Below are 23,131 nucleotides of genomic sequence, written 5' to 3'. Positions count from 1 at the left end.
TCCGCGTCACTGGACGCAGAGCGTCCCTTGAGGCATTCCCACGCAGAGCGTGGGAACGATCAAAGCCGGGAACGATCAGATCGCGACAGCGCTGCTTGTGCTGTCAGCCGAGCATTTCCCGCAGGCGATACCAGAACATGCCCAGTGCCAGCAGTGGCGAGCGCAGGGCCGGGCCGCCGGGGAAGGTCATGTGCGGCACGCCGCTGAACACGTCCATGCCCTGACTGTGACCGGCATGAATTGCCTCGCCGAGCAGTTTCGCGCACCAGTGCGTGACGTTCAGGCCGTGACCGGAATAGCCCTGCGCGTAGAACACGTTCGGGTGCTGCTTGAGCCGGCCGACCTGCGGGAAGCGGTTGGCGGTGATGCCGATCTTGCCGCCCCACTGGTAATCGATGCGCACGTCCGCCAGTTGCGGGAAGACTTTGAGCATCTTCGGTCTCATATAAGCGGCGATGTCCGCCGGATCGCGGCCGGAATAGTGGCAGGCACCGCCGAACAACAAGCGCCGGTCCGCCGAGAGCCGGTAGTAATCGAGGCCGACTTTCTGGTCGCACACCGCCAGATTGTGCGGGATCAGTTGCGCGGCGCGCGCCTCAGACAACGGTTCGGTGGCGATGATGTAGCTGCCGGCCGGCAGCACCTTTCCACTGAGTTGTTGTTCGAGGTCGTCCAGATGCGCATTGCAGCCGAGCACCAGACTGCCAGCGCGCACGGTGCCGGTTGCGCAACGCACCTGCACGGTCGGGCCATGGATGATTTCCAGCACTTCACTCTGCTCGAAAATCCTTACGCCCAACGATGCTGCAAGTCGCGCTTCGCCTTGCACCAGATCCAGCGGGTGCAAGTGGCCGGAACCCATGTCCACCAGCCCACCGGCATAAATGTCGGAGTTGACCACTTGCTGGCGGATCTGCTCCGGGCCGATCAGGCGGGTTTCGTGGGCATAGCCGAGTTCGGCGAGATCGACCAATTCATCCTTGAAGGCGTCGAATTGCGCCGGGGTGTTGGCCAGATCGCAGAAGCCCCAGCGCAGATCACACTCGATGCCGTTGTCGCCGTTGTCGCCGATGCGCTGACGCACCAGTTCCACCGAATCGATACCGGCACGCTGCAAATAACGCACGCCTTCCTGACCGACATACTTGGCGAACCCGGTGACGTCATGACCGATCCCGCGAATCAACTGGCCGCCATTGCGCCCGCTGGCGCCCCAACCGATGCGCCGGGCTTCGATCAACACCACTGACAATCCACGCTGAGCCAGCTCGATGGCGGTGTTGACGCCGGTGAACCCGGCGCCGATCACGCAGACATCGGCCGTCAGGTCACCGTCCAGTACTGGATAAGATGTGGTCGCCCGCGCCGAAGCGGCGTAATAGGAGCGGGCGTGTTCCTGGGTGTACTGATTCATTTGTTCGACTTCACTTTGCTCCAGGAACGGGTCATCAGACGCATGATCGCTTGGGGCGGGGTGGTAGAAATATAGAGTTTGTCGAGGACTGCTTGAGGTGGGTAAACCTCTGGATTGTTGACCAGCTCCGGATCCATGTATTGCTTGGCGGCCGGGTTCGGGTTGGCGTAACCGACCGAAGCGCTGACCTTGGCGATCACTTGCGGATCGAGCAGGTAATTAATGAAGGCATGGGCTTCTTTGGTGTTGCTGGCGTCGGCCGGGATGGCCAGCAGGTCGAACCAGAGGTTGGCGCCTTCTTTCGGAATGGCGTAAGCGATGTTCACGCCGTTCTTGGCTTCCTTGGCGCGGTTGGCGGCCTGGAACACGTCGCCGGAATAACCGAAGGCTACGCAAATATCACCGTTGGCCAGGTCGGACACGTATTTCGAAGAATGGAAATAGGTAATGTAAGGACGAATGCTCAGCAGTTTGGCTTCGGCCTTTTTGAAGTCTTCCGGATTTTCGCTGCGCGGGTCCATGCCCATGTAGTTGAGCACGGCAGGGAACACCTCGTCAGCGGAGTCCATCATCGACACGCCGCACTGGCTGAGTTTTTTCAGGTTCTCAGGCTCGAACAGCACGGCCCACGAATCAATGTGATCGATGCCCAGCACCTGCTTGACCTTGTCGACGTTGTAACCGATGCCGTTAGTGCCCCACAGGTACGGCACCGAGTGCTCGTTGCCCGGGTCGTTTTTCTCCAGCAGTTCGAGCAGTTTCGGGTCGAGGTTCTTGAAGTTCGGCAACTGCGAGCGATCAAGTTTGAGGAACGCGCCGGCCTTCACCTGACGGGCGAGGAAGTGGTTGGACGGCACCACCACGTCATACCCGGTGCGACCGGCGAGCAGTTTGCCTTCGAGGGTTTCGTTGGAATCGAAAACGTCGTAGATCACCTTGATCCCGCTTTGGCTCTGGAAGTCGGCGAGGGTGGTTTCGCCGATGTAGTCGGTCCAGTTGTAGACGCTGACTTGTGGCTGGGCTTGGGCTCCGATGCTGCACATCAGGGCCAGAGCGGCGGGAACCATGGTTTTCAACAGACGCATATCTACACCTCTAATTTTTTGGATTTTTCAGGTGGTTCTTTGCTGTTTGAGCTGCCGCCATCGCGAGCAGGCTCACTCCTACATTTTGGAATGCATTCCCCCTGTAGGAGTGAGCCTGCTCGCGATAGCGGTGGTACAGACAACGAAGGTCTTAAACGCTCAGCATCAGGAACTCACGCTCCCACGAGCTGATCACGCGCTTGAAGTTTTCATGCTCGGCACGCTTCACCGCGACATAGCCACGGACGAAATTGTCGCCGAGGTATTGCGCGACGGTTTCGCATTCTTCCATCTGCGTCAGCGCTTCTTCGATGGTGATCGGCAGGCGCAGGTTGCGGCGCTCGTAAGCGCGGCCCTGGACCGCAGCGCTCGGCGCGATGGCTTCGACCATGCCGATGTAACCGCAGAGCAGACTCGCGGCAATCGCCAGGTACGGGTTGGCGTCAGCGCCCGGCAGGCGGTTTTCCACGCGCATGGCTTCAGGGCTGGAAGTCGGCACGCGCAGGCCGACGGTGCGGTTTTCTTCGCCCCATTCGACGTTGACCGGCGCCGAGGTGTCCGGCAGGAAGCGGCGGAACGAGTTGACGTTCGGCGCGAACATCGGCAGCACTTTCGGGATGTACTTCTGCAAACCGCCGATGTAATGCAGGAACAGCTCGCTCATCTGCCCGTCTTCATTGGCGAAGATCGGCTTGCCGGTGGCGATTTCGACCACGCTCTGGTGAATGTGCATGGCGCTGCCCGGCTCATCGCCGATCGGCTTGGCCATGAAGGTCGCGGCGACGTTGTGCTTGAGCGCTGCCTCACGCATGGTGCGTTTGAACACGGTGATCTGGTCAGCCAGATCCAGCGCATCACCGTGGCGGAAGTTGATTTCCATCTGCGCCGGGCCGTCTTCGTGGATCAGCGTGTCGAGGTCCAGGCCTTGCAGTTCGCACCAGTCGTAGACGTCTTCAAACAACGGATCGAATTCGTTGGCAGCATCGATGGAGAACGACTGCCGACCGCTTTCAGCACGGCCCGAGCGGCCCAGTGGTGCCTTGAGCGGCAAGTCCGGGTCTTCGCAGCGCTGAGTCAGGTAGAACTCCATTTCCGGCGCCACAATCGGCTTCCAGCCTTTGTCGGTGTACAGCTGCAAGACTTTCTTCAGCACGTTGCGCGGCGATAGTTCGATCGGGTTGCCGAACTTGTCGAAGGTGTCGTGGATGACGATGGCGGTCGGCTCGATCGCCCATGGAATCACGTAGACCGCGTCAGCCACGGGCTTGCAGACCATGTCGATATCGGCAGGATCGAGCAGGTCGTAGTAGATGTCGTCGTCGACAAAATCCCCGGTTACCGTTTGCAGCAGCACACTTTCCGGCAGGCGCATGCCTCGCTCATGCAGGAACTTGTTGGTCGGCGCGATCTTGCCGCGGGCAATGCCGGTCAGGTCGCTGACCACACATTCGACTTCGGTAATCTTGTGATCTTTCAGCCACGTGAACAGCTGATCGAAAGGGGCATTCATAAAGACCTCGTTATTGGTTTTATAGACGCCGGGGAGGGCGGGTTTCATCTTCCGCCCCTTCCCCTGTGGCGCGTTGACGACTATCTTGGGCGAGCCTTGCAGTTCCATCTATCCACTTTAAGCAGCACCAAAGCGCACCAAAAGAGTGCGCAAGGTCACCCCATGACGACGTGCAATCCGCTACAAGTCCAAGCGTTCAACACCGCCGATGTCGCCGAACAAGTCCGCGCCACACCGGGCTGGGTCCAGCATTACCAACAGATGTCGCCGGGGCACTTCGCCGGGCAGATCCGCTATCTGGATCTGCAGGGTGTCGAGGTCTATGAAGAGCAGATGAACACCCGCGTCGAGCAGAATTTCAGCGCGCCATCGGGTGCTCTGGCGTTCTGTTTTGATCGCAGCGACAACGCGCTTTATTTGCTCAATGAAGAGAGCCGCAATATCTGGATCACCCCGGAGAACTACCAGGAAATCGCCGTGGTGTTCGGTCCGGAGTTTGTCCGTCAGCACGGTCTGAATGTGGCGAAACTCGAAGGCTTGTTCATGACCCAACTCAATTGCGGGCAGAACGCTTTGTTCAGTCGCTGGTTAAGCTCGACTCTCACGAAGGTGTCGCAAGCTGTTGATCTGCTTGATAAAGATGCGCTGACAAAGCAACTGCTCGAAGACTGTTTGTTCATTCTCGACAACGCTCATGCCAGCCTTGATCGCGGCGGGTTACAGAAACGTAGCGAAGAACGGATGATCATGAAACGGGTTGGAGAGTGGGCGGCCGATTCGCCGGAAGACACGGTCAATCTGCTGGAGCTTTCGCAAGTGGCCGGGGTGCCGTTGCGGCAATTGCAGCAGGCGTTCAAGGCTTACACCGGGATGACCCCGAGTCACTGGCTGCGCCTGCGCCGGTTGAACAGCGCACACCGTGAATTGCTCAAGCGCCGGCCGACGGAAACTACGGTTGCCGAGGTGGCGATGCAGTGGTCGTTCTGGCATTTGGGAAGGTTTTCCAGCAGTTACCGGGCGTTGTTCAAGGAGTTGCCGAGCGAGACCTTGAAGCGCTCATGAAAGCCTTGCCGGTTAAAAAGGCTTTGTCTCGGCGCTGAAGTTAAATAGAATCACTCTCATTTGAAACTGACTTCGCGCAGGACTCTTGAGATGACTGAAGCAGCGACGCCATCGCCGCAGCACCTGCACGAACTCTATCGCGATCACCGAGGCTGGCTGGAAACCTGGCTGCGGCGGCGCATGGGCAACGCGTGGGATGCGGCGGATCTGAGCCAGGACACCTTCCTGCGCGTGCTGTGCAGCGCTCAGCCGATTGCCGACATGCGTGAGCCGCGCGCTTATCTGCTGACCGTGGGCAAACGCCTGCTGAGCAATTTCTACACCCGCCGCAGTCTGGAAAAGGCCTATCTCGAAGCCCTCGCGCAATTGCCCGAAGAATGCGTGCCGTCGCCCGAGCAGCGCTGGCTGCTGCTGGAAACCCTGCAAGCGCTGGATGAGCTGCTCGATGGTTTGCCGCGAGCGGTGCGTCGGGCCTTTCTCCTGAGTCAGCTCGAAGGCCTCGGTTATCGCGAAATCGCCGAGCGCCTGCAGGTCTCCGAACGCACAATAAAACGTTATATGGCGCAAGCTTACGAGCATTGCTTGATGTTGGATCTAGCATGCGCGTAGCGCCCAACGCAGAAGTGCGCGAAGTGGCACGCGCCGCCGCGCAATGGCTGGCGCTGCTCGAATCGGGCGATGCCACGGATGATGATCACGCGCGGCTGCAGCATTGGCGCAACAGTGACAGTCGTCATGAAAATGCTTGGCAGAAGATCCAGCTGTTGCGCCAACGCTTTTCCGCTGTGCCGGCGGCGTTGGCCATGGCCACGCTGGATCGTCCGGATCTGGCGCGTCGCGCGGCGCTGAAACGTGCGCTCGGTCTCGCCGCGTTGGTGCCGGCAGCGTGGCTGATCAGTCGACAATTGCCGATGGATGTATGGCGTGCAGATCTGCACACCAGCACTGGAGAGCGCCAGCGTTTGTCGTTGGGTGACGGCAGTTCGTTACAACTGAACACCGCCAGCGCAGTGAATGTCGATCTGCCGGGACGGCAATTGACGCTGTTGCGTGGCGAGATAGCGCTCAACGTTCCGGGCAGTTCGGCGCTGACTATCAACGCGCCTTACGGCCGGATCATCGTCAGCCGCAGCGAAGTATGCGTGCGTCTCAATGAGCGTGATTGCAATGTTTCGGTGGTCAGCGGCACGGTGCAGTTACAGCCGTTGCACGGACCCGCGCTGGTGTTGAATCAAGGACAGCAAGTCAGCCTGCAAGCGTCTGGCGCAGGTTCCGTCAAAGCATTCGATGCGTTGATGCCGGGCTGGCGTGACGGCGTGTTGATGGCGCAGAACCAAGCGCTGGGAGACTTCTTGCGCGAGCTGAGTCGCTATCGTTCGGGGCTGTTGCGCTGGGATCCGGCGTTGGAAGCGTTGCGCATCACCGGCAGTTTCCGCCTCGACAATACTGATCAAATCCTCGCACTGCTCGCGGCGAGCCTGCCGATCGACGTTCATACGCGTACGCGGTTCTGGGTGTCTCTCACGCCTCGACACATTCCCCCCTCAGAAAAAACTGGTTGAAGCCTGTCCCTTTTTTTCGCTTCACCGGTCATTGCAGGTAAGTGAACAAAATCGAGAGCTTCTTCCAATGCCCGCAGTATTCCCAAGTCGTTTGCGTCCGTTGTTGCAGTTGAGCCTCCTGCTGAGCCTGAGTGCCAGCCCTGTGTTGATCCAGTCGAGCTGGGCCGAAGACACCCGGCGCAGTTATCAGGTGCCGGCCGGCAGCCTGAGTGCAGCGTTGACGCGGTTTGCCGGGTTGGCCGGGGTCAATCTGTCGGTCGATCCGGCACTGGTGAGTGGCCGCAACAGCAACGGCTTGTCCGGCGAGTTCGCTGTGGAGGAGGGGTTCGCTCGCTTGTTGCTGGGTTCCGGTCTGCAACTGCAACCGCTGGGCGAGCAAGCCTACACATTGATTCCAGCCGCCGAGGGCAGCAGCCTGCAACTGGCGCCGACGTCGATTCTCGGTGCCACCGGTTCCAGCGATGCCGATGTGTTTGCCGGCGGCCAAGTCGCGCGGCGTGGCTCGCAGGGTTTGCTGGGGTCGAAAGACTTCATGGAAACCCCGTTCAGCATGACCACCTACACCAGCGAAGCCGTGAAAAACCAGCAGGCACGCACGCTGGGCGATCTGATCGCCAGCGACCCTTCGGTGCGTGCAACCAACCCGGCCGGTGGCCGCTACGAGCAGTTCACCATCCGTGGTTTCAGCCTGTTCAACAGCGACGTGGCGTACAACGGGCTCTATGGCGTGCTGCCGACGTACACCATTGACATGGAAATGGCCGATCGTGTGGATATTCTCAAAGGCCCGAGCCAGCTCATCAACGGCATCTCGCCGCGGGGCAGCGTAGGCGGGGGGATCAACGTGGTGCCTAAGCGTGCCACCGACAAACCGATCACCTCGCTGACGGCCAACTATGCGTCGAACAATCAGGTCGGCGGCGCGGTGGATGTCGGCCGGCGGTTCGGTGAGGACAATCAGTTCGGCCTGCGCTTCAACGGCGTCAAGCAGTCTGGTGATACCGAGTGGGATCATCAAAGTGTCGACCGTGACATGGCCGTGCTCGGCCTGGATTTTCGCGGTGAGCGCTTGCGACTTTCCACCGATATCGGCCACACCGAACGCGACACCGACGCACCGCAGGAGCGCGTGCAGGTCGCGGCCAATGCCAAGGTTCCGAGCGCGAACAAGGTGCATCGCAACTACGCGCAACCCTGGACTCAGGCGAAAACCGAGGACACCTTCGGCACGCTCAACGCTGAGTTCGACGTCAATGATTCGGTGATGCTGTACGGCGGCGTCGGCGCGCGCAAAAGTAATCATGACTTCCTGCGCCACGCCGTTTCCGTCACCAACGATGCCGGTGATTTCAGCGTACTGCCGCGCGACTTCACCCGCGACGAGAATGTCCGTACCGCAACGGCAGGCGTGCGCAACTGGTTTCATACCGGGCCGGTGAGCCATGAGGTCAACCTCGCGGCCAGCTACTTCTACATGGATTTCGAGAACGGCGGCGCGCGTTACGCGGCAGGGCGCAGCAACCTGTATGACCCGGTGGAAACAGCAAAACCCGGCACGCCGACACGCAATGACGCCAAGGTCTACACCGAAAACCGCTTCAGCGGCGTCGCGCTGTCCGACACCTTGGGCTTTTTCGACGATCGATTGCTGCTGACCCTCGGCGCTCGCTGGCAGCGGGTGAAAGTCGACGACTGGAGCGATGACGTCAAAGGTGACACCGCTTACGACGAAGAAAAGGTTTCGCCATCGGGCGGCATTCTGTTCAAGGCGACCGACAAACTGTCGTTGTACGCCAACTACATGGAAGGCCTGAGCCAGGGCAAGATCGCGCCGTCGACCTCGGTGAACGAAGATGAAATCTTCCCGCCGTTTATCAGTCGTCAGGTTGAAGTGGGGGCCAAATACGACGCCGGCGCCTACGCGTTGACCGCTGCGGTGTTTCGCATCAAGCAACCGGCGTACGAAACCAACGCCACCACGCGAGTCTTTGGCCCCAATGGCAAGCGCGAGAACAATGGCGTGGAACTGAGCGTGTTCGGCGAACCGCTCAAAGGCTTCCGCTTGCTCGGCGGCGTGATGTACATCGACAGCGAGCTGACCCACACCACCAATGGCACCTTCGACGGCAATCGCGCACCGGCGACGCCGAAATACAATGTCAATCTGGGCGCCGAGTGGGACGTGCCGACTGTGCAGGGGTTGACGCTGACAACGCGGGGCATTTATTCGAGTTCGCAGTACCTGGATCAGTCCAACGAGAAGGAAATCGATTCCTGGGAGCGCTTCGACGTAGGGACGCGCTATGCGTTCAAGGTTGACGACAAAACCATCACCTTGCGCGGGAATATCGAGAACGTGCTGGATAAGCGTTATTGGAGTTCAGCAGGCGCTTCGGATGACAGTGAACCGGGGTTGACGTTGTCGACACCGAGAACCTATCTACTTTCAGCGACAGTGGACTTCTGATTTCACTCGGCAAATCAAAAAAGCAATCGGGAATGCAATCAGCGAACAACACCACTCTCAGAGTGATGTCCTGACCACCAATGGACAGTCAACTCGCTGAGTTCCCGATAGCTCAAGGGTCTCGATCAGATGCCGTGCAGCCTGGCGCCCAATCTCGTAGTACGGCAGTTGCACCGTGGTCAGCGGCGGGATGAACAACTCGGCAATGCCGATCATGTTGTCGTAGCCGAGCACAGCAACATCGTCCGGAATTTTCAGCCCACGCCCCAACAACAGTTGATAGGCACAAAAGGCAATGCGGTCGTTGCCACAGATCAGAATATCGAATTGGGGACGACCATCAATGACATGCCGGTCGAGGATAGCGGCTGTTTCACCATAGGCATCATGATCGGAAAGGTCGTATTGCAGGAGTGTGTCAGGCGCCAGTCCGAATGCCTGACAGGCACTCTGCAAGCCTTTTTGTCGCAGCCCCCATGCCAGACTCTGTTTCGGCAGATTGATACACAGAGGCCGCTTGTAGCCGAGGCTCAACGCGTGGTGTACGGCGCGATACTGGCCCATTTCGTCGTCGGGCACATAACTGACGAGGCTGCTGTCATCTGCCAGACAATTGGCGAGCACCAGAGGCTTGCTCTTCAAGCGCTCGGGAATGCTGACCTGGCGAAATCCCATGGCGCTGAAGATCAGACCGTCCGGACGGTGCGACAGCATCAGGTCGATGTTCTGGTCGGTGGGCGGGTTGCTTAGCAGGTTGAGGATAAAGACATTCCAGCCGGCCTGTTGCGCGGTCTGCTCAATGGACAGCAGCAGCTCGACCGCGAAGGGCGTGGTCGCGGTGTCCAGCGCGAACACGCCGATGGTGCGCGACTGCAGGTTGTCACCGCGCATCTTGCGCGCTGACAGGCTGGGTACGAATTGCAGTTCATCAATGGCACGACGCACCCGTAGAAGGGTTTCGGGGCTCAGTTTTTCCGGACTATTGAGCGCTCGAGACACCGTCATCAGGGACACGCCGGCCAGTTGTGCAACGTCTTTCACTGAAGTCATGCGAAGTGCGGCCGGTCAGGTTGACGCAGAATCATGACACAGGCCCCGGGTTTCTCGCGACCCGAATGACGCCGCTCATGACCATGCAGAACCGAGCGGCCATGCCTTGGCAATCGAGACGCGCCCGCCACTCCCGCTTGCCACCAGCTTCACGCCCAAACTGTCGGAGCGCGGATAGAGGCGACTGCTGAGGCTGAAGCGGCCGTTTTCGTCGAACACCTCAATGGACGAGCGATCAAGAAACACGCGCAGTTCCAGTCGCTCTTGTGTCGGGTCTATCGAGACGCTGCGCTGGCCGGTGACTTGCGCACCCGAGCGGCTGCGGTCAAGCACCAGGCGCTGCAGTGATGCATCGTAATAGAGCAGAGTTTCTTCACGGCCATCGTCGCTGCAGCGTAAGGCGACTCCCAAGTGGCCGTCAGTGCAGCCGAGCAGATCCAGATGCACATGGATTTCCAGCATGTCGCCGTTTACCTCCGGCACCCAGCGGGTTCCCGACGCTTCCCACCACGGCGCCCCCGGCAATTGCGTCATTCGTAGCGCGCTGAGCTCCCGTGCCGGATACACGCAAAGGCGCTCGGCGCACAGCTCAAGTTCGCGTGGCAGTCCGAGCATGCCACACCAGTGATGGGCCTGGCTCGGCATCGGGCTTTCCCACATGTCCAGCCACGCCCAGACGAGGCGCCGCCCATCGGCGGCCAACAGCGTTTGCGCCGCATAGAAATCGTGGCCGTTATCCAGCTCGACAAAAGTTCCACCGGTGAAGTGCCACTGGTTATCGAGTTGGCCCACTCGATAACCGGTCTGGTACTTGTTGAGCCGGTCATAACCGTCGGCTTGCATGCCTTGCGGAGAGTACAGCAGCACATCGCGTCCATTCAGTCGAAACAGGTCCGGGCATTCCCACATATAGCCATCGCCCTCGCTGCCGGCGGACACATAGTCGAGGAATTCCCAGGCGTGCAGATCCGTGGAGCGGTACAGCGGCAGTAGCGGTCTGTCGCACAGACGTGCGCCGGCAATCAGGTACCAATGGCCATCGTCCTGCCAGACCTTGGGGTCACGGAAGTGCATGATGGTGTCTTGCGGCGCGCTGTCGATCACCACGCCGTGTTTGACGAAGTGGATGCCGTCGTTGCTGGTGGCCAGGCACTGGACCTGTTTGATCAAGCGCTCGTCACCCACTTCGCCCAGCCAGGTGTGTCCGGTGTAGATCAGCGCCAGGGTATCGCCACAGACCACGGCGCTACCGGAAAAACAGCCGTCGCGGTCGCAGTCATCGCCGGGTGCCAGCGCAATGGGCAGGTGCTGCCAATGCACCAGATCGGCACTCTTGGCATGGCCCCAATACATCGGGCCCCATTTCGCGTCGAAGGGGTGATGCTGATAGAACACGTGATATTCGCCACGGAAGTACACGACCCCGTTCGGGTCGTTCATCCAGCCGGCCGGCGGGGCAATATGGTAACCGGGTCGATAATCCTCGATGACGCGAGACTGGCTGTCAGCCAGTGCGCGCTGCGCAAGGTCAAGGGTCGAAGACATTGGATCGCTCTGGGTATTCAAAAAGGTCATAGGGCGTGTGCTCGGACTGAGCGCAAAGAGAGGTCATCCTGCGCGGATTCAATGGCGTGCGGGTGGCGCTTCAATGCCGTGCCGTCGGTGTCGAACAGGTGGATCTTGTCGATGTCCAGTTGCAATTCGACCCGATCGCCTGCTTGCCATCCGGCGTTGACTTCACAACGACAGATCAGTGGCTCGTCCTGCCCGGTATCGAGGTGCACATAGGTTTCGCTGCCGAGGTATTCGACCCCGGTCACGACGACGCCAGCCGCTCCCGGCGCCGCTTTGAGCGACAGGTGTTCCGGACGAACGCCCAGGCTCAGCGAGGCGTCCGCCGCCAGGTTCGAGCTGTCGAAGGGCAGGGCAGTCATCCCCAAAACCGGAGTATCGACCAGGCTGGTTTCGTCCGGCGCCTGCAGGCGTGCCGGCAGGAAGTTCATTTTCGGCGAACCGAGAAAACCGGCGACAAAGCGGCTGGCCGGGCGCTCATAGAGTTCGCGCGGTGAGCCGACCTGCTCAATATGACCGCCATTGAGCACGACAATTTTGTCGGCCAGGGTCATCGCTTCCACCTGGTCGTGAGTGACGTAGATCATGGTCGAGCCCAATCGGGCATGCAGTCGGGCGATTTCGTTGCGCATCTGCACCCGCAATGAAGCATCCAGGTTGGACAGCGGCTCATCGAACAACAGAATGTCCGGCTCCCGCGCCATGGCCCTGCCCATGGCCACACGCTGACGTTGCCCGCCAGACAGTTCTTTCGGTTTGCGTTGCAGCAGTTTGTCCAATTGCAGGATTTGCGCGGTTTTCAGCACCCGCTCGCGCAGGCTGCTCTTTTCAGTCTTGGCCAGTTTGAGGCCAAAACTGATGTTGTCGTAGACGCTCATGTGCGGGTATAGCGCATAAGACTGAAACACCATGCCGACGCCACGTTCGCGCGGTTCCAGGTCGTTGACCCGCCGCCCGTCGATCAGCAGGTCGCCGGCACAGATCGAATCCAGTCCGGCGATCAGGCGCAGCAGGGTCGACTTTCCGCAGCCCGAAGGACCGACGAACACCACGAATTCACCCGCAGCGATCTCCAGGTTGATGTCGCGAAGAATCCGCGCGCCGCCCAGTTGTTTGTTCACGTTGTCCAGTTTCAATTTGATCACGATGCTGTTCCTTGTCTTTGTTGGGCATCAACCCTTTAACGCGCCGGCAGTGAGACCGGAAACGATTCGGCGCTGGAAGATCAGCACCAGAATCACCAGTGGGACGGTGACCAGCACCGAGGCAGCCATCAACAAGCCCCAAGGCAACTCATGGGGGCTGCCGCCGGAAATCAAGGCGATGGCAACCGGCACGGTGCGTTGGCTGTCGGTGAGGGTGAACGTCAGGGCAAACAGGAACTCGTTCCACGCGGCGATGAAGGCCAGCAAACCAGTGGTGACGAGGGCTGGCCAGAGCAGCGGCAACAGCACGCGGGTCAGCGTCACCCAGGGTGACGCACCATCCATGATTGCCGCTTCCTCCAGTTCATGGGGGAGTTGCCCCATGAAGGTGGTCAGCACCCAGACGGTGAAGGGCAGGGTGAAAATCGTGTAGCTGAGGATCAACGCCCACGACGTGTTGTACAGACCCAAGGCGCGGATCACTTCGAACAGTCCCGACAGCACCGCGACCTGAGGAAACATCGACACGCCAAGCACCATCATCAACACCGTGCCACGCCCACGGAATTTCACCCGGCCCAAGGCATAGGCAGCGGTCAGGCTGAGGAACAGCGCCAGCGTCACCACGCACAGCGCAACCACCAGCGAATTACCGATCGCTCGCAGGAATGAAGCCTGGTGAAGGATCGCCGCGTAATTGGAGAAGTCGGGATGTTCGATCCAGTAGCTCACCTCGAACAACGCGCTGGAGGGCTTCAGCGACGTCACGATGGCGTAGTAGAACGGGAAAACCGCATACAGCAGCAACACCCCGATCAGGCACCAGAAGCCGAGGCGCAACAGCGCTTTTTTCAGCAGGCGCGGGCTCATGCGCGGACCTCCATTTGACGGCGTCCGAGGTAGAGATAAAGCATGGCGATCACCGCGACCACCAGAAACAACAGCGTCGACGCCGCGCTGCCGTAACCGACGTCCTGGAACTCCACCAGGTGCTGGCGGGCATACACCGACATGCTCATGGTGCTCGACGAGTTCGAGGTCAGCACATAGATGACGTCGAAGACCCGCAGGGAATCGAGGATGCGGAAGATCGCCGCCACCAGCAGTGCAGGCATCAACAGTGGCAGCGTGACACGCCAGAACACGTTCAGCGGGTGAATGCCATCGACCCTGGCCGCTTCGTAGCAATCGCTCGGCAACATCTGCAAGGCCGCCAGCATCAGCAGCGTGACAAAGGGCACGGTCTTCCAGACGTCAACGATGATCACCGCCCACATCGACAGGTCCGCATCTGCCGTCCACGCCAACGGGGCGTCAATCAGGCCGAGGCTGAGCATCAGGTGATTGATGATGCCGAACTGGTCGTTGAGCATCCATGACCAGATCTTCGCCGAGACAATCGTCGGAATCGCCCACGGAATCAGAATCAACGCACGCACCAGCGAACGGCCGGTGAACTTGATGTTCAGCAGCAACGCCACCAACAGCCCCAGGACGACTTCCAGTCCCACCGAGACCACCGTGAAATACAACGTGTTGCGCACCGCATTCCACCACTGTGGATCGACGAGGATGCCCGACCAGCCGGAACCGCTGAACACCAGATAATTGCTCAGGCCAATGAAGGTTGCGCCACCGGTGTCCGCCAGGCTGGCGTCGGTCAGGCTGAACCAGAATGTGCGCAGCAGCGGCCACGCAGCCACCAGGGCCAGGCAGACCAGCATTGGCGTCAGAAACAGCCAGGCAGCGCGCACCCGGCGACGTTGTACAGGCGTTTCCCTCGTGAGCAGCAGCTCGTCAAAGGGGGCATGGGTCGTAGAGACAGACATGGTGATTTCCTTCCTTGTGGCTTACCAGTTCCGGCGTTTGATGCGCGTGAGTTCGCTTTCCAGTTCGGCGAGTGCCTGATCGACGGGCAACTCGCCCGCCAGCACGCCATGCACCCGATCGAAGAAGGCATTGGAGACCCGTGGATAGCGATCGGCGGTGATGGCGGCGGGGCGCATGACCCCAGCGTTGAGAATGCTGTGCAGCTGAGCGTAATAAGGCATGGCCGCGAGCAACTCGGGATCTTGATACAGCGACTCGATTACCGGGTTGTAGGCGCCTTTCAGCGCTCGACGTTTTTGCTCTTGGGCACTGCTCAGGTAGCTCACCAGTTCGGCGGCAAGTTTGGGATGGGCGCTATAACGCGAGACCGCCAGGCCCCAGCCACCGAGGGTGGAGGCATGCTCGCCGGTTTCGCCGCCGCGGGGCAGGGGAGCGACGCCGACCTGGTCTTTTACGGCGCTGTCCTGGCTTTGCACCAGAGCCCAGACATAAGGCCAGTTACGCATGAACAGCGCATTGCCCGACTGGAATACGCCACGTCCTTCTTCCTCGGTGTAATTGAGCACGCCACGCGGGGAGATGTCGCCGACCCAGCTTTTCGCCAGGGTCAACGCCGCTCTCGAGGCCTGACTGTTGACCACGATGTCGCCGCGTTGATTGATCAGTCCGCCTTGCGGCTGGCTGCTGATCCACTCCAGCGCATTACACGTCAGCCCCTCGTAGGCACGTCCCTGAAAGATATAACCCCACAGATTTGCGTTGCCAGCGCTGCGCTCAGCCTGTTGCACGTCCCTGGCGGTAGCGGTCATTTCCTCCCACGTATGGGGAACCGGCTTGTTGTATTTCTCAAGCAAGTCTTTGCGGTAATACAGCAGCCCCGAGTCGGTGAACCACGGCATCGTCACCAGCCGTCCGTTGACCGTGGCGTTATCGACCTGTGCCGGGAAGTAGCCTTGGGTCGCGTTGGCGGGAAGCACTTCACGCAGATCCATCAGGTGTTTGGCCAGCATCCCCGGCCACACCATATCGATTTGAATGATGTCGATGTCGGTGGACTGCGCACTGAGGATCTGCTGGTAGAACGACAACCTCTCGGTTGCCGAGTTAGGCGTGGAGACCACCTCGACGTTGTTGCCAGTCTGTTTCGACCATGTCTCGACGGCCTCTTTGCACAGTTGCAACTCCGCACCCACCGCACCGCAGGAGATCGTCAGATCGGTTGCGTTCGACACGGATGGAAGTGCGGCAGACAGGGTGATCAATGCGACTGGCAGGAGCGATTTCAGGTGTTTCATCGAGCGTCCTTTATTTTTGTTTTTAGAAAAGTTAACGTTAACATCGCCAAATGTAGCAGCGTATTTGCGAGGAGGCATCCTTTTTTTCGTCGATTGCGGCAACTCGCAACGCACGCAAAAAACGGCCGTTTGCGTCAACCAACAATAAAAACAAAACAGGGATTTCATATGCACAAAGCAACAGGCTGGCTATTGGCAGGTGTGCTCGGCACCTCTGCGGCGACCTCTCAGGCCGCGACGCTGGAAGAGCGCATGGCCGCACTTGAAGCGCGTGCCAGCGCAGCGGAAAAGCGTGCGGCCACGGCCGAGCAGCAGACCCAGGCACTTGCCCGGGAATTGCAGCAGGTCAAACGCGCGACGCCGCCCTTGCAACCCGTCGCATCTAACGCAACAGCCATTTCCGCACCGGCTCTGGACACCCGACTGGCAAAACTCGAAGCCCGTCAGCAAAGCCTGGACAAGGAGGGCAGTACCGGGAACCTCACCGATGGATTCAGCTTCAACGGCTATGCGCGCTCCGGATTGTTGGTCGACGAGGGGCTGGGTGGCGGGCGTGGCGGCCCTTACACAACGCCGGCCGGCTCGGTGGGTGGTGCAGTCGGGCGACTCGGTAACGAAGACGACACCTACATGCGCATCGACCTGTCGAAAGAGCTCTATGCGCAAAACGGCACCCGTTCCAAGTTCACGGTCTCTATCGCCGACGGTGTGGAAAGCTCCAATGACTGGACGGCCGACGAAAGCAAACTCAACGTACGCCAGGTATTCACAACGCTCGACCATGTCGCTGCGTTCAAAGGCAATTCAGTCTTCGAGAACGCTACGCTGTGGGCGGGCAAGCGCTTCGATAGAGATAATTTCGATATCCACTGGCTGGACTCCGACGTCGTTTACCTGGCCGGCACCGGCGGTGGAATTTACGATGTGCAGATGAACCAGCATTGGCGCTCGAATTACTCGTTGATTGGGCGTAGCTACGGGGATTTCAGTCAAGGCGGTATCAATGCCGATGTGGAAAGCTACATCCTGACCTCCAACCAGTTCTTTGCGGATGGCCAGTGGCAGTGGATGTACAACGCCATCGGCGCAAAGAAAAACGATGTCGGCACCCGCACCAACAAAGCCGGTTTGACGCCTGCGGATTCGGGTTTGCACAGCATGCTGGCCAATCACCAGAAAACCTTTTTCGGCAGGGAAGGCTTCTTCAAAACGGCGCTGCTCTATGGGCAAGGTCTGGGGGCAGAGGTCAAGAACGTTGGCTCGGATGGTGAGTTGATCGACGACGCCCGCGCGCTGCGTCTGGCGCTTTACGGTGAGACCCCGCTGACCTCTGACTGGCGCATCGGGCCTAGTTTGCTGGCCGAACAGAGCAAGGATCGATACGTAAAAGGTGACGACTACCGCTGGCTGACCCTGAACGTGCGACTGGCCAACAAAATCAACAGCAACTTCGAAATGGCCTACGAAATGAGCTGGCAAACCATGAACCTCGACCCCAAAGGCTATCTACAACGAAATGCGGTCGATGGTAACTTCTGGAAGTTCACTGTCGCCCCGACATTCAAACTTGACGTTGGTGATCTACTCACGCGTCCAGAGTTGCGAGTGTTCGCCAGCTACATGAACTGGTCTTCGGATCTGGACAGGTTCAGTACTACAGACGCCTTTGGCATGTCCGACTTCCAGGCGGGAGGGGTGTGGCAATACGGCATACAGATGGAAACCTGGTTTTAATCGTTGAACGTACTTGCGATAGTGCAGTGCTGGAGCGGCGAAGGATGCTCCAGGCTGATGATGTCGTTTCTTCCCAGGATGGATAATTACCAATGCTCAAGTTCAATGCTCATCTCGGTTTTCAATTCAATGAATTGCCTTTTCTGCAACGCATCGAAGCCGCCGCAGCCGCCGGTTTCCGGGCAGTTGAATTCCCGTCGCCGTATGAATTCGACGCCAGTCTGCTTGCCGACCATCTAGCCCAATACAGTTTGCCGTTGATTCAGTTCGCCGCCCCGGCTGGCGTGACCAAAGGCATCGCCGCGTTACAGGGCAGGGGCGAGGAGTTTCGTGACGGGTTGCTCCAGGCCGCCCGCTACGCAAAGACCTTGGCGTGTGCGGATGTCCACATCATGTCGGGCGTTACCACGCAGAATGACGCTGAGCGAACCTACGCGGGCAACCTGGAATATGCGGTCAAGTACTTGGAAGACCAGGGGCTGCGGCCGCTGATCGAAGTGATCAGCGCGGAGGCGATGCCGGGCTATTACATGTCTGACTTCAGCAAGGCGCAACAGGTACTGGAGACCTTCCCGAGTGTCGGGCTGATTCTTGATCTTTACCATGCCCAGCTTTTGACCGGAGACGCAGCCGATGTGCTGGCGCGTTTCTATGACAGAACCGTGCATGTGCAAATAGCCGATTACCCGGGGCGTCACGAGCCGGGAACGGGGAATATCGACTTTGCTGCCTTGTTCGCGGCGCTGGAGCAACGCGGCTACGCCGGATGGATCGGGTGTGAATACCGTCCTTCTGGAACTACTGTTGCGAGTCTTGACTGGTTTAAGCAGCTAAGTGCTTAGGTTCTAGACAGAAATCTTTGAATCGCAGATATAGGTAAATCGCCGCCATCAAAGGCAGAAGCCCTTGATGGCCGAGCGAGAAGAACTCATCGATATCGGCCTGACGCTGGCGAGTAGGGGGGAGTTAATGCCTGATGCGGTTTTTGTAAGTCGAACTATTTTGTTCGGAGATTGTGATCCGGCAGGGGTGGTTTACACCCCGCGATTCTCACATTTTGCTGTAGAGGCCATTGGTGTAGCACTCGACAGATGGGTAGGGGGGCCGGGGCTTAGAGCGGTGATGAGTTTTAATATATTGCCGCCGGTGCGTGCGATGTCGATCGAGTTGCTGTCTCCGCTGACGTGGGATGACGAAATGACTATTAAAGTTGGCGTGGCCAGGTTGGGCGAGCACTCTTTTACTTTTTTGGTTGAGGGGGTTGTAGGCGAAGGCGTGCTGTCATTTACCGCGAATGTCACACACGTTTGTGTCTCACCGGAAAGTAAGGAAGTTGTACCCATTCCAGCTCCGTTGCGAGCGCTTCTTTCGTAGACGATCAGACGGACTCAACAAAGTTTCGGGGGGCTGTCGAGTGTCCGGTTGTGGCCAAAATCTACCATTCCTCACCGGGAGCTATGGGCGATTGCGGCCTTGGTGACCGGCAGCAATCGGCCAAAAGCGGCCCTTGGACAACCTGATTGCAAAACAGTAGCTTATGTAGCGAGACTGACGAAAAATACTCGGCGGTGGGGTTCCTTCCCATACCGTGATTCACCTTGGACGATGTCAAGAAATGGGACCTAAAACCGAAGAGCTGATCTGCGTTCTTGATCAGCTTGCAGCAATGCTTGAGAGCGATGGAGATACTCACTGGAGCCTGTGGATGCGTAAGGCAAGAGCACGCTTAATGGATTCTGATTACTCCGGAATTGAGTACCTACAGTCAGCCTATGGTGGAATGGGCTCATTCAATGATCTCATTCTTGGTCAAAGTGATGAGAATGGCGTCCTTTGCTGGAAGCTGGGTCATGTTGTGCTAAACGAAAGATTCGATGAATTGCGCAATGAAGCCGCGAAGCTCGTCGAGCTCATAAAGCGAACTACATAAAGGGGCGCAGTTATCAAACTACGGTATTCAAAGGGGTTAGGCCTGCCACCGACGCATCTCACTTTGATCAGCTCCGTCGACTCCGTTTCCGGCAGCCTGGTGTTTGCCTACACAGAAGTCGGGGATTACAGAGTGCATTACACATCACGTGCCGAGTTGTTGTGCATGCTCAACAGCCTTTTGCATCAGCGCGTGCCCATTGCTGTCGGAGGCATGCTCCCGGGACCTGCCGACGAAGTCGACATGTTAATAGCGAACGAAGTACTTGAAGGCCCCTACATAGAACTGTCCTGGTCCGGCCCCCAGCAATGGACTCTGCGCGAAATCGACTCCACCACTGCTGAATGGCAACCAGTACCTGACATTCGAAGTATGGCCAATGTGTCATTCGATCCGAAGTCCCTGAAATGCTCTGGCTGAACTGGCTAAGAAATTAATACAAGTTCACGCGGTTCTTCGTATCTAGCACCAATCACCTACGGTCGCGACCAGCAGCAATCGGCCAGAAGCGGACGTAATAGCGTTTGTGTAGTATCTGCCTCTCTTCCATCCTATATGAGATGCCGATGTCTAGCCGACACTCCCCATCCCCTACAAGAGCTGTCCTAGACCTGCAAAACGCACGTTCGCTTTTGGGAAAACGGCTGAGCGTGCTGCTGCACGACCAGTACTATTTCAACGACGAGAAAGATCTGGGAGACACAGGTTCTCTAGAGTGGCGTTTTGGCGAAGGAGAAGTTCTATCCATGTATCTCTTGAGTGATGGCGAGAGAGTTGGTGCGGACTTGTTTCCTTCTGATACGCCGACTCCCTTCGAGATAGAGCCAAACGTGATCTGCTCCTGGAAGAGGGAAAACCTGCTTGCGGATCTGTCAGCAACCCACCTTGAGAACACAAAAATTTGCGCAGTTGAGGGAATTCTTGACTCTTTCAACGGACAAGAGCCTTGGCTGGCCGGATTCATAGTTACGTTCGAGACCGGTGACTCGTTGATCTACCTTAACCAGGGCGACGATGCCGTCGTATTGATTAATGCGCTACCGTCAGTAAGTGTAGGCCTCGAAACCCGCTTCGTTACCTCAATTTAATGACAGCTATGGGTCGACTGCGGACCTTCCCAAAGACAGCAATCGGCCAAGAGCTGACCGTCAGCATACTCCCCTCAAAGAACTCCTGATCTATAGTCACTGAAGAGTCCAAAGGGCGCGGTAAAATTCAACTCGCAGGGAGCGTATGAATGACTCGATTGCAAACACTCAAGTTGATTCAGATAGCCATTGCCCTTCCAGCCTATACCGTACCTTCAAGCACTACATTCGTCTTCACTCTTTGGATCACCATCACCTCGACGATCAACCTGTTCACCTCACAATCCTTTTCAGGTTGGGGGGTGATCATGTTGTGGCTTCTGGTGTCGCTGTTTTCGCAATGGGCATGCTGGAGCATTTTTTCCGACTCGCTGGAGGACAGCCCCTCTGTGCAACACCTGCCACTACTTTTACTTGGGGTTTTGTTAACACTGATTCTAGGTTTGAGTGCCTGGGTCCTTTTTCACATAGGCCTAATCTGGCTTATGTGCGGAACACAAGGCATTGCAGCCGGTGTGCTTTTGACGATCAATTGTGTTAGAAAAAGACGTCAAACTGGCGACATGCTCAGTGAATGAGTTCATCAAAGTGTCGGCCCTTTGCAGAGGGTGGAGGCGTTAAAGCAGATTTTCTCTATCAGTCCATGCAACCGTTCGGGTGCGTGAGCGTCTGGTCAAAAGACCCCATTCCCGAGCGGTTGCTTCTGACCGACTACCGTCATCCACGAGCATCGATTTTCGAGCAACCTATAAGTTGCTCTCGATCAAAAGTGATCGCAGCGCTTTTGCCTACCTACTAGATAATCGATGGTGTGTGTTGCCCCTTCTATTTAGTGGCTTCCCATGAGTAACTAATTACGCGCATTGGCGCTTGGTATCTTCGTTAGCGATACCTCCCAACGACGCATGCGATTGGCGCATTGCTACACAGCTCGCTAAGGTCATGATTCGTTTTTGATCCTGCCCGTAAACAGTGGCAAAAACGTCGCCATCACCTTCAGCGGAACCCACATGCGATATCGACGCCTCGACCTTAATCTCTTGGTTGCGCTGGACGCCTTGTTGAGCGAATGCAGCGTCAGCAGAGCGGCCGAGCGTTTGTGCCTGGGGCAGTCAGCTGCCAGCTCGGCATTGGGCCGCTTGCGTGAACATTTCAACGACCCGTTACTGGTGCAAGTCGGGCGCCGCCTGGAACCCACGGCGCTGGGCCTGGAGTTGCTGCCAAAGGTACGTGCAGCGTTGGCACTGACACGGGAAGTCGTCGACGCGCCACTAAGTTTTGACCCGGCGAACTGCGAACGGCACATCACCCTCGTAGCCTCCGATTACGTCGCCGACGTGCTGCTTCCGGCTGTCAGCCGTGTATTGGCGCGTATCGCTCCGAATATTCGCTTGAGCCTGCGCGACATGCCGGTGCCACGCGACGGTGATGTCGTCAGCGAAGCGCTGGATTATCGGCGCAGCGATTGTGTGGTCGTGCCGCAACGACGGCTGAATCCGGCCTATCCCCATGTGCCGCTCATGACGGACCAGCTCTGTTGTATCGTCTGCGCCCAGCAGCCAGAGTTTAGCGAGCAACTGAGCATGGCCGACTATTGCGCCGCGGCGCATGTGGTGCGCGAGTTTTCCGATGGGCACAACCTGGCGATGGATGCCATGCACCTGCATGAACTCGGCATTGAGCGGCGAGTGGCGGTGACCGTTGAAAGCTTTGTGCTGATGCCGCAATTCATTGTCGGTACCGCACGCATTGCCACGGTGTTTCAACGGCAGGCGCAACGCTTCGCCCAGTGTTATCCATTACGCGTCCACCCGGCGCCGGTGGCTTTTCCCGAGGCCGTTCAAGTTTTGCAATGGCATCCCTATCAAGAACATGACCCGGCCATGCAATGGTTTCGCGGCCTGCTGCTGGAACAGGCCGCGTTGCTCGATCAACCCTCTGTCTGATCGCCGCTGTCGGCGACCAATCCGGCCTTGGCGATGGCCAGCAATGCGCAGCGCTCGTCGTTGTCCGAGGTATCACCGCTGATGCCGATAGCCCCGAGAATCACGCCCTCGGCATTTCGAATCAGCACGCCGCCCGCTACCGGAATAACTTCGCCGCCGGTCAAACTGTTGATCGCGTCGAAAAACGCCGGCATGGCCTGCGCGCGTCGCGCCAGTTCACGTCCGCCAAAACCCATGCCCAGGCAACCGCGTGCCTTGCCTGTGGCGATTTGCGTACGCAGGAACGTGGCGTCTTCGTCGCGCAAAATCGCCAAGGGATGGCCGGCGGCATCCAGTACGGCGACGCCCAGCGGTTTGATCCCGGTTTCCCGAGCAATGCGAATGGCATCGCTGGCCATGTTCGTCGCAGTCAGCAGATCCAATCGTTGCATGGCATCTGTC

The 23,131-nt window shown here is 58.4% G+C and carries 21 protein-coding genes; 11 read left to right on the top strand and 10 right to left on the bottom strand.

Annotated elements, in window-relative coordinates; genetic code table 11:
- Window positions 1-103: 103 nt before the first annotated feature.
- The 3 genes from PspS49_RS15455 to PspS49_RS15445 form a co-directional block, all read right to left on the bottom strand.
- Window positions 104-1,414 carry an FAD-binding oxidoreductase gene (locus PspS49_RS15455; protein ID WP_160040164.1) on the bottom strand — a complete coding sequence of 437 codons (1,311 nt, stop codon included), beginning with the start codon at window positions 1,412-1,414 and terminating at the stop codon, window positions 104-106.
- Window positions 1,411-2,499, bottom strand: coding sequence for a polyamine ABC transporter substrate-binding protein (locus PspS49_RS15450; protein WP_160040162.1), 1,089 nt, complete (start codon window positions 2,497-2,499; stop codon window positions 1,411-1,413). Before PspS49_RS15450 ends, PspS49_RS15455 begins: the two co-directional genes overlap by 4 nt.
- A gap of 151 nt (window positions 2,500-2,650) precedes the next feature.
- On the bottom strand, window positions 2,651-4,009 hold the full coding sequence (locus PspS49_RS15445) for a glutamine synthetase family protein (protein ID WP_160040160.1): 1,359 nt from the start codon (window positions 4,007-4,009) through the stop codon (window positions 2,651-2,653).
- Between the two features lie 162 nt (window positions 4,010-4,171).
- Here PspS49_RS15445 and PspS49_RS15440 point away from each other — a divergent pair, with 162 nt between their 5' ends.
- The 4 genes from PspS49_RS15440 to PspS49_RS15425 all read left to right on the top strand — a co-directional run bounded on the left by PspS49_RS15440 (window position 4,172) and on the right by PspS49_RS15425 (window position 9,100).
- Window positions 4,172-5,071: a helix-turn-helix domain-containing protein gene (locus PspS49_RS15440; protein WP_160040158.1), complete on the top strand. Its 900-nt coding sequence runs from the start codon at window positions 4,172-4,174 to the stop codon at window positions 5,069-5,071.
- A 90-nt stretch (window positions 5,072-5,161) separates the two neighbouring features.
- Entirely contained in the window at window positions 5,162-5,680 is a 519-nt protein-coding gene (locus PspS49_RS15435) for a sigma-70 family RNA polymerase sigma factor (RefSeq protein ID WP_160040156.1), read from the top strand.
- Window positions 5,671-6,633 carry a FecR domain-containing protein gene (locus PspS49_RS15430; RefSeq protein ID WP_160040154.1) on the top strand — a complete coding sequence of 321 codons (963 nt, stop codon included), beginning with the start codon at window positions 5,671-5,673 and terminating at the stop codon, window positions 6,631-6,633. Before PspS49_RS15435 ends, PspS49_RS15430 begins: the two co-directional genes overlap by 10 nt.
- A gap of 67 nt (window positions 6,634-6,700) precedes the next feature.
- Window positions 6,701-9,100: a TonB-dependent receptor gene (locus tag PspS49_RS15425; protein ID WP_160040152.1), complete on the top strand. Its 2,400-nt coding sequence runs from the start codon at window positions 6,701-6,703 to the stop codon at window positions 9,098-9,100.
- 57 nt (window positions 9,101-9,157) lie between these two features.
- On the opposite strand, the gene PspS49_RS15420 is transcribed toward PspS49_RS15425, so the two are convergent.
- The 6 genes from PspS49_RS15420 to PspS49_RS15395 all read right to left on the bottom strand — a co-directional run bounded on the left by PspS49_RS15420 (window position 9,158) and on the right by PspS49_RS15395 (window position 15,992).
- On the bottom strand, window positions 9,158-10,150 hold the full coding sequence (locus tag PspS49_RS15420; protein WP_160040150.1) for a LacI family DNA-binding transcriptional regulator: 993 nt from the start codon (window positions 10,148-10,150) through the stop codon (window positions 9,158-9,160).
- A 75-nt stretch (window positions 10,151-10,225) separates the two neighbouring features.
- Window positions 10,226-11,725 carry a sucrose-6-phosphate hydrolase gene (locus PspS49_RS15415; protein WP_160040148.1) on the bottom strand — a complete coding sequence of 500 codons (1,500 nt, stop codon included), beginning with the start codon at window positions 11,723-11,725 and terminating at the stop codon, window positions 10,226-10,228.
- On the bottom strand, window positions 11,722-12,867 hold the full coding sequence (ugpC, locus tag PspS49_RS15410; RefSeq protein WP_160040146.1) for a sn-glycerol-3-phosphate ABC transporter ATP-binding protein UgpC: 1,146 nt from the start codon (window positions 12,865-12,867) through the stop codon (window positions 11,722-11,724). The genes PspS49_RS15415 and ugpC overlap by 4 nt, the downstream gene beginning before the upstream one ends.
- A gap of 27 nt (window positions 12,868-12,894) precedes the next feature.
- Window positions 12,895-13,737 (bottom strand): carbohydrate ABC transporter permease, encoded by an 843-nt coding sequence (locus tag PspS49_RS15405; protein ID WP_160040144.1) that lies wholly within the window; start codon window positions 13,735-13,737, stop codon window positions 12,895-12,897.
- Window positions 13,734-14,696, bottom strand: a complete 963-nt coding sequence (locus PspS49_RS15400) for a sugar ABC transporter permease (protein ID WP_160040142.1) — start codon at window positions 14,694-14,696, stop codon at window positions 13,734-13,736. Before PspS49_RS15400 ends, PspS49_RS15405 begins: the two co-directional genes overlap by 4 nt.
- 21 nt (window positions 14,697-14,717) lie before the next feature.
- Window positions 14,718-15,992, bottom strand: coding sequence for an ABC transporter substrate-binding protein (locus tag PspS49_RS15395; protein WP_160040140.1), 1,275 nt, complete (start codon window positions 15,990-15,992; stop codon window positions 14,718-14,720).
- Between the two features lie 168 nt (window positions 15,993-16,160).
- On the opposite strand from PspS49_RS15395, the gene PspS49_RS15390 reads away from it, so the two are divergent.
- The 7 genes from PspS49_RS15390 to PspS49_RS15360 all read left to right on the top strand — a co-directional run bounded on the left by PspS49_RS15390 (window position 16,161) and on the right by PspS49_RS15360 (window position 22,690).
- Window positions 16,161-17,726, top strand: coding sequence for a carbohydrate porin (locus PspS49_RS15390; RefSeq protein ID WP_160040137.1), 1,566 nt, complete (start codon window positions 16,161-16,163; stop codon window positions 17,724-17,726).
- 92 nt (window positions 17,727-17,818) lie between these two features.
- A complete protein-coding gene (locus PspS49_RS15385) occupies window positions 17,819-18,568 on the top strand; it encodes a TIM barrel protein (RefSeq protein WP_150776684.1) in 750 nt (249 codons plus the stop codon).
- 127 nt (window positions 18,569-18,695) lie between these two features.
- On the top strand, window positions 18,696-19,100 hold the full coding sequence (locus tag PspS49_RS15380) for a thioesterase family protein (RefSeq protein ID WP_150776686.1): 405 nt from the start codon (window positions 18,696-18,698) through the stop codon (window positions 19,098-19,100).
- A gap of 241 nt (window positions 19,101-19,341) precedes the next feature.
- A complete protein-coding gene (locus PspS49_RS15375) occupies window positions 19,342-19,656 on the top strand; it encodes a hypothetical protein (protein ID WP_150776685.1) in 315 nt (104 codons plus the stop codon).
- Window positions 19,657-20,306: 650 nt separating this feature from the next.
- Window positions 20,307-20,744, top strand: coding sequence for a hypothetical protein (locus PspS49_RS15370; RefSeq protein WP_238786287.1), 438 nt, complete (start codon window positions 20,307-20,309; stop codon window positions 20,742-20,744).
- Between the two features lie 149 nt (window positions 20,745-20,893).
- Window positions 20,894-21,322, top strand: a complete 429-nt coding sequence (locus PspS49_RS15365; protein ID WP_150776153.1) for a hypothetical protein — start codon at window positions 20,894-20,896, stop codon at window positions 21,320-21,322.
- A 432-nt stretch (window positions 21,323-21,754) separates the two neighbouring features.
- Window positions 21,755-22,690 carry a LysR family transcriptional regulator gene (locus tag PspS49_RS15360; RefSeq protein ID WP_160040133.1) on the top strand — a complete coding sequence of 312 codons (936 nt, stop codon included), beginning with the start codon at window positions 21,755-21,757 and terminating at the stop codon, window positions 22,688-22,690.
- Here PspS49_RS15360 and PspS49_RS15355 read toward each other — a convergent pair.
- On the bottom strand, window positions 22,675-23,121 hold the full coding sequence (locus tag PspS49_RS15355; RefSeq protein ID WP_160040131.1) for a heme-binding protein: 447 nt from the start codon (window positions 23,119-23,121) through the stop codon (window positions 22,675-22,677). The genes PspS49_RS15360 and PspS49_RS15355 overlap by 16 nt on opposite strands.
- Window positions 23,122-23,131: the final 10 nt, after the last annotated feature.

This window comes from Pseudomonas sp. S49 (assembly GCF_009866785.1).
Classification (GTDB): Bacteria; Pseudomonadota; Gammaproteobacteria; order Pseudomonadales; family Pseudomonadaceae; genus Aquipseudomonas.
The sequence above is the reverse complement of the archived record's forward strand: the minus strand, read 5'-3'. Positions and strand labels throughout refer to the sequence as shown.